Origin of the sequence: Actinomycetospora sp. (genome assembly GCF_036497245.1) — a bacterium.
Classification (GTDB): domain Bacteria; phylum Actinomycetota; class Actinomycetes; order Mycobacteriales; family Pseudonocardiaceae; genus Actinomycetospora.
In genome coordinates, this window is the sequence record NZ_DASXJS010000221.1 from 1 (window position 1) to 6398 (window position 6398).

7 protein-coding genes are annotated in these 6398 nt (G+C 71.4%); 4 read left to right on the forward strand and 3 right to left on the reverse strand.

The features are described from left to right. A partial coding sequence (locus tag VGI02_RS23350; protein ID WP_331631361.1) for a sulfatase-like hydrolase/transferase occupies positions 1–593 on the forward strand: 593 nt, incomplete at its 5' end. Between the two features lie 14 nt (positions 594–607). Here VGI02_RS23350 and nicT read toward each other — a convergent pair. Both nicT and VGI02_RS23360 read right to left on the reverse strand, forming a co-directional pair. Then, positions 608–1741 (reverse strand): Nickel transporter NicT, encoded by a 1134-nt coding sequence (gene nicT, locus VGI02_RS23355; protein WP_414638354.1) that lies wholly within the window; start codon positions 1739–1741, stop codon positions 608–610. Positions 1742–1846: 105 nt separating this feature from the next. After that, positions 1847–2842, reverse strand: coding sequence for a nicotianamine synthase family protein (locus tag VGI02_RS23360; RefSeq protein WP_331631363.1), 996 nt, complete (start codon positions 2840–2842; stop codon positions 1847–1849). Positions 2843–2959: 117 nt separating this feature from the next. Here VGI02_RS23360 and VGI02_RS23365 point away from each other — a divergent pair, with 117 nt between their 5' ends. Together VGI02_RS23365 and VGI02_RS23370 are read left to right on the forward strand one after the other, a co-directional pair. Further along, on the forward strand, positions 2960–3253 hold the full coding sequence (locus tag VGI02_RS23365; RefSeq protein ID WP_331631365.1) for an ArsR/SmtB family transcription factor: 294 nt from the start codon (positions 2960–2962) through the stop codon (positions 3251–3253). Positions 3254–3322: 69 nt separating this feature from the next. Then, positions 3323–3949, forward strand: a complete 627-nt coding sequence (locus VGI02_RS23370) for a GNAT family N-acetyltransferase (RefSeq protein ID WP_331631367.1) — start codon at positions 3323–3325, stop codon at positions 3947–3949. 57 nt (positions 3950–4006) lie between these two features. Here the strand turns inward: VGI02_RS23370 and VGI02_RS23375 are convergent, their stop codons facing one another. After that, positions 4007–5965, reverse strand: a complete 1959-nt coding sequence (locus VGI02_RS23375) for a potassium transporter Kup (RefSeq protein WP_331631369.1) — start codon at positions 5963–5965, stop codon at positions 4007–4009. A gap of 52 nt (positions 5966–6017) precedes the next feature. Here VGI02_RS23375 and VGI02_RS23380 point away from each other — a divergent pair. Next, positions 6018–6398, forward strand: a 381-nt coding sequence (locus VGI02_RS23380; RefSeq protein ID WP_331631371.1) for a carboxyltransferase domain-containing protein, incomplete at its 3' end; no start/stop codon positions are given.

A 6398-nucleotide genomic window follows, 5' to 3' on the forward strand; every position in this document is an offset into this window, starting at 1 on the left:
CGAACCGGTTGGACAACACCTACATCGTGTTCAGCTCGGACAACGGCTACCACATGGGCGATCACAACCTGATGCCCGGCAAGCAGACGGCGTTCACCACCGACATCCAGGTGCCGCTGGTGGTCGCCGGCCCCGGCGTGCCTGCCGGTCACACCGTCGACGCCATGATGTCGAGCATCGATCTCGCCCCGACGTTCCTGCAACTGGCGCGCGCCCAGCCGACTGCCGAGCAGGACGGCGTCAGCATGCTCGATGAATGGCACGGCCAGCCGGCGCCGCCGGACTGGCAACGCGCCGTGCTGGTCGAACACCACGGTCCGGTCGACTCCGCCCTCGATCCCGACGTGCAGCCGTACCGGGCGGGCAACCCGCCCAGCTACGAGGCGATGCGTACGGCGTCGTCCCTGTACGTCGAATACGACACGGGCGAGCGGGAGTACTACGACCTGCGTGCCGACCCGTACGAAACCAACAACACCTTCGCCACGCTGGCGTTGCCGAGGCAGCTGGAGTTGCACGACATGCTTGCCCGGTTGGAGACGTGCAAGGGGCCGGCGGAGTGTCAGCACGCCGCGTCCTCGGCCGGCGTGTAGCCGACCGGCGCGAGCTAGTCGCCGGAGGCCAGTTGCGCCGACCAGCGCTCCTCGATGCGGCCGAACCGCCAGATGAGCAGGGCGACGGCCCAGGCGAGCACGAACAGCGCGGCGATGCCGTAACCGGCGTAGTCGAGCGGCACATCGGCGAGCACCGAGATCGGCCCGGACGTGATGCCCGCCTGGTCGGCGACGACCCCGGCGAGCTCGATCGTGCCGATGATCAGGGCGACCGCGACCGAGATCGACGTGATGGTGATGTTGTAGAAGACCTTGCGGACCGGGCGCATGAACGCCCAGCCGTAGGCGAAGCACATGAACGCGCCGTCCAGGGCATCGAACAGGCACATCCCGGCGGCGAAGAGGATCGGCAGCACGAGTACCGCCCACCAGGGCAGGGTCGCCGCCGCCGCGCCTCCGGCCAGGACGAGCAGCGAGACCTCGGTGGCGGTGTCGAAGCCCAGTCCGAACAGGACGCCCACCGGGTACATGTGCGCCGGCCGGCGCACGGCCTTGGTCACGCGTCCGAGGATCCGGTTCATGAAACCGCGCTCGTCGAGGCGGCGCTCGAGCTCGGCCTCGTCGTAGTCGCCGTGGCGCATCCGCCGGAAGATGCGGACGATCCCGACGAGCACCACCAGGTTCATGACGCCGATCAGGACCAGGAACACCCCGCTGACCGCGGTCCCGATCAGACCGCCGATGACCTTGAGCGGGGAGTCGTCCTGACCGATCTCACTGGTGATCGCGCGGACACCGAGGCCGAGGAGCAGGACGAGCACGAACACGATCGTCGAGTGGCCCAGCGAGAACCAGAATCCCACCGACAGCGGTCGCGGACGCGAGGTGTCGGGCCCGTCCGGCCCTTCGGAGTCGGCGAGCAGCTTGCGGGTGGTGTTGTCGATGGCCGCGATGTGGTCGGCGTCGAACGCGTGCCGCATCCCCAGCAGGTACGCGGTCAGACCCAGGCCCAGCCCGAACACCCCGACGCCCCCGAGGTCGTAGTGCGCCGGGGCGATGAAGACGGCGAGCGTGCCCCAGCCGACGACGTGCAACAGCAGGATGAATCCGACCATCCCGGCGAGGGAGACCTTCTCCGGCCGAACGAGGGCGAATCGACGCGTGATGGCGGGCGCGGCGGTGGTCACGCCAGAGACGTTCCCCCGCACGTGTTGCTGATGCAATACCGATGCAAGTGAGGCATGGGTGCAATCAACGACAGGTGGCGAAATGTCCAGAAATTGCGGGGCCGCTCAGACAGCGCCCGTGACCTCGGCGACGACCACGGAGTTGACGACGTCGGTGAACGGGTGCACGACGGCGAGCGTCCGCAGGCCGGGCAGGTCGTCGGGGTCGAGGACCGGGTAGAGCAGCCCGCGCAGTGAGTGCGCGCTGCGGGCGAGGACCAGCGTGCCAGGACGCAGCCGGCGTCCCAGGTGCTCGAGCAGCCGACGCTTGGAGTCGGGATCGAGACCGGCGAGCGCGGCCAGGTAGACCAGGTCGTAGCGGTCCCGGTCGTAGCCGTCCCGGCCGTCGAGGACGTCGCCGACGCGGAACCGCAGTCCGGTGCCGCCGAGAGCGGCGGCGATCTCGCCTCCCAGGCGGACCGCGTCGGGCTCGCGGTCGATGTTGTCGACCTCGCATCCGTGGCGCTGCGCCAGCAACAACGAGGTCAGCGGCAACGGTCCCGATCCGATGAACAGGACGCGGCGCACGGGATCCGAGGTCAGTCCGGCGACCGTGTGGTGCTCGAGACGGGTCAGGTCGACGTAGTTCTGGTGATAGGGGAACCGGGCCAGCTCGGCCCGGGGATCGACGTCCTCGACGATGCACCGCGCCCACCACCGCTCGAGCTCGAACTCCCCGGCGGCACACAGACCCCGCAGGCTCGGCAGGAGACGCTCGACGACCGGGTCCCGCAGCACCGCGTCGGCGTCCCGGGACGCGTCCGGGTCGATGGCCAGGGACACCAGCCGGCTGAACAGCTCGTTGGTCACGGGCCCGGGAGCCAGGTCCGGTCGGGCGAGGAGAGCCTCGTGGAGCCCGCGCACCCGGGCGGCGACCGCGGCGGGACCGGCCGGGCCGGTGTCCCCGTGTCCGCAGGAGCGCACGGCGATCCCGCGCGCGCTCTCGTGAGGCTTGTGCTCGGCGCCGGAGCGCGCCCCGGCGCGGCGGACGGGCACGGAGCCCGGGTCGGGCGCGGGCGCGACATGCGCATCGATGGCGCCCACGGACATCGCGCTCGTCATGACGGTGACCTCCACAGTGGTGCCCGGCGTGCTCGTGTGCCACCATACGTGCTTGTGTGCGCACGCGACAACGCTGCAACGGCCGGACAGTGGCAAGAACTGCCGCCGGACGACCGCGTGGAGACGGCCGTCGAGGGTCTGCGGATGCTCGCCGACCCCACCCGGCTCCGGATCCTGTGGCTGCTGTGCGGGGACGAGCTCGACGTGACCACCCTGGCCGAGCGTCTCGCCGTGGCCCGACCGGCGGTCTCGCAGCATCTGGCCAAGCTGCGCCTGGTCGGGCTGATCACCCAGCGCCGCGACGGGCGCCGCGTGCTCTCGCGGGCCCGCGACCACCACGTCGCCGACCTGATCGCCGGCCTCATCCACGACGCCGGGCACCGCCTCTCGGACCGCGAGCGACCGGGCTGACCTGGCCGATGGGGCAGGATCGCTCCAGCACTCTCGTCCCAACTGCCAAGAATATGCGACAGTTCGGCGATGACCGTGACCACGGCGCCCGGGTTCGCTCCGACGTCCGCGCCGGGTGTCACCCGGCCGACGGTCCGCCTCGCCACGCCCGCCGACCTCCCGGCGATCGAGGCCCACATGCGGCGGATGCTCGCCGGGGAGCTCGGCGGCTACGACCCCGCCCTCCACGCCGACGTGGATGATCTCGGCGGCTCCTACCTCGGCTCCGACGCGCGGGCACTGCTGGTCAGCACCCGGGAGACGGCCGGGTCGGGGGTGGTCGTCGCGGGGACCGCGGTCGTGCGTCCCGGCGGCCCGTCGGCCCACCACGTCCCGGGCTGGTTGGCGCGGCGCTACGCCGACGCGCCGACCGGGCAGATCGGCCGGGTGTGGGTCGACCGGCGGGAGCGCAGGCGCGGCGTGGGTCGGGCCCTCGCCCTCGCCGGAGCGCGCTGGGCGATCGACCGCGGCTTCTCCCCCGTCTGCCTGCACACCAACGCCTCCGTGCCGGGGGCGCTGGCGTTCTGGCGCGCCTTCCCCGGTGCGCTCGAGGTCCACGACGCCCGCCCGACCGATCCGTGGTCGACCGTGCATTTCGAGGTCGACCCCCGGGTGGTCCGGAGCCTGCGCCCGGCACCCTCAGCGGCCGCGGGCTGATCGCCGGTCACATGTGCTCACTCGTCGCGAGCCTCTCGCGGGCGGAACGAGGAACGATCACAGCTCGACACGCGATCCCATGACGACGGTGCGCTCGGTCGGCAGCCGGAACGAGACCGCCGGGGACGCCGCGTTGTGCGCCAGCCCGACGAACAGCCGCTTGCGCCACAGGCGCATCCCCGGCTCGGAACCGCGCTCGATGCTGATCCGCGAGATGTAGTAGAGCGCCTCGTCCGGGTCCCCGTTGGCGAGCTCCGGGGAGAGCGCGCAGGCCTGTCGCAGGACGCCGGGGACGTCCTGCACGTCCTGGAACCCGAAGCGCGCGCTCACGTGCACGATGCCGTCGTGCGGGTGCTCGAGGTCGTCGACCGTCAGCCGCTCGTCGGCCGGGACGTGCGGCACCGAGGTCGACACCAGCGAGACGATCACGACGCGTTCGTGGAGGACGTGGTTGAACTCCACGTTCGCGCGCAGGGCCAGGGGCGCGGTCTCGTTGGTCGGGTGGGGGAACACGGCCGTCCCGGGCACCCGCACGACCTCGTCGGGCAGCTCGTCGAGGAAGTCCCGCAGCGGCCCCTCCAGGTCGGTCCGCCGGGCGGTGACGACCCGCCGGCCCCGCTGCCAGGTCGTCATGACCACGATGACGATGGTCGCGACCAGCAGCGGCAGCCACCCGCCGTGCGTGACCTTGGTGAGGTTCGCCGCGAAGTAGAGCAGTTCGATCCCGCCGAACACGACGCCCAGGGCCGCGATCCGCCACGCCGGCCAGTGCCAGGCGGTGGCGGCGTGGACGAGGAACAACGTGGTCGAGATCAGCAGCGTGCCGGTCACGGCGAGCCCGTACGCGGTGGCCAGGCTCGACGACGACTGGAACGTGGCGACCAGGATCAGCACGCCCCCGAACAGCAGCCAGTTCACGGTGGGCACGTAGATCTGCCCGCTCTCACTGGCCGAGGTGTGACGCACCGTCAGCCGCGGCAGGTATCCGAGGCGGACGGCCTGCTGCGACACCGAGAACGCCCCGGAGATCACGGCCTGCGACGCGATCACGGTCGCCGCGGTCGCGAGGACGATCAGCGGGATACGCGCCCACCCGGGGGCGAGCAGGTAGAAGGGGTTCGCCACCGCCGCCGGCTCGTGCAGGATCAGCGCCCCCTGCCCGAGATAGTTGATGATCAGCGCCGGGAACACCACCATGAACCAGGCCCGGCGGATGGGCCGCCGCCCGAAGTGCCCCATGTCCGCGTACAGGGCCTCGGCGCCGGTGATCGCGAGGACCACGGCGCCCATCGCGATGAAGGCCGTGAACGGGTGGTCGGCGAAGAACGAGACGATGTAGGTCGGTGAGAGCCCGGCCAGCACCTCGGGATGCGCGACGATCTGGGGCAGCCCCAGGGCGGCCAGGACCACGAACCACACGGCCATGACCGGTCCGAACAGTCGCCCGACCCGCTCGGTACCCGCGCGCTGCACGACGAACAGCCCGGTGAGGACCACCGCGCCGAGCGGCAGCACCACCTCGCCGAGCTCCGGGGCCACCACCTCGACGCCCTCGACCGCGGAGAGCACCGAGATCGCCGGGGTGATCAACGAGTCGCCGTAGAACAGGGCTGCGCCGAGGACGCCGAGGGCCAGCGCGAAGGACGCCCGGCGCCCGTCGTGCAGGGTGCGCCGCACCAGGGCGGCCAGGGCCATGACGCCACCCTCGCCGTCGTTGTCGGCGCGCAGCATGAACGTCACGTACTTGATCGTCACGATCACGGTGACCGACCAGAAGATCAACGAGACCACGCCGTACACGTCCGAGGGCGTCGGGGTCACCGCGTTGCCGTCGATCGAGAACACCGTCTGCATCGCGTAGAGCGGGCTGGTGCCGATGTCGCCGAACACCACGCCGAGCGCCCCCAGCGCCAGGCCCGTGGCGCCGGCCCCCAGCGACGAGGGATGCCCGCTCCGCCCGCGCGGCGTCGGACGGTCCCCCGTCGTCGTCGCGGGGGGCGCTTCGGCGTCGGCCATGGTCCACAGTCTGCCCCTGGTGCCCGGGCGCCACGCCCGCCACAGTGTGCCCATGACCGACGTGACCGGGACCACGGACGGGAACGGCACCCGGTACGACTTCGGGGGCGACGAGTTCGTCTACGTCGAGATCTCCGCGGAGATGAGCCTGCCCGCGCACTTCGCCTCGCTCGCGATCACGCGCCGGCTGCGGGAGGAGGCGATCCCGGGCGTCGAGGAGATCTGCCCGTCCAACGCGTCGTACATGGTCCGCGTCGATCCCGACCGGGTGTACCCGGGAGACCTCGTCCGGGAGCTGCGGCGCATCGAGTCCGACGTCGGGTCGGCGGCCTCCTCGGACCCGGAATTCGTCGTCGACACCCGCATCGTCGACGTCCCGATCATGTTCGCCGACCCGTGGACCCACGAGGTCCTCATGCGCTTCCGCGACCGG

What these genes read in the sequence shown, in the direction of transcription:
- VGI02_RS23375 (WP_331631369.1), bottom strand. Translation starts at nt 5,965, where the DNA reads ATGGCCGACGCCGAAGCGCCCCCCGCGACGACGACGGGGGACCGTCCG.
- VGI02_RS23360 (WP_331631363.1), bottom strand. Translation starts at nt 2,842, where the DNA reads ATGACGAGCGCGATGTCCGTGGGCGCCATCGATGCGCATGTCGCGCCC.
- VGI02_RS23370 (WP_331631367.1), top strand. Translation starts at nt 3,323, where the DNA reads ATGACCGTGACCACGGCGCCCGGGTTCGCTCCGACGTCCGCGCCGGGT.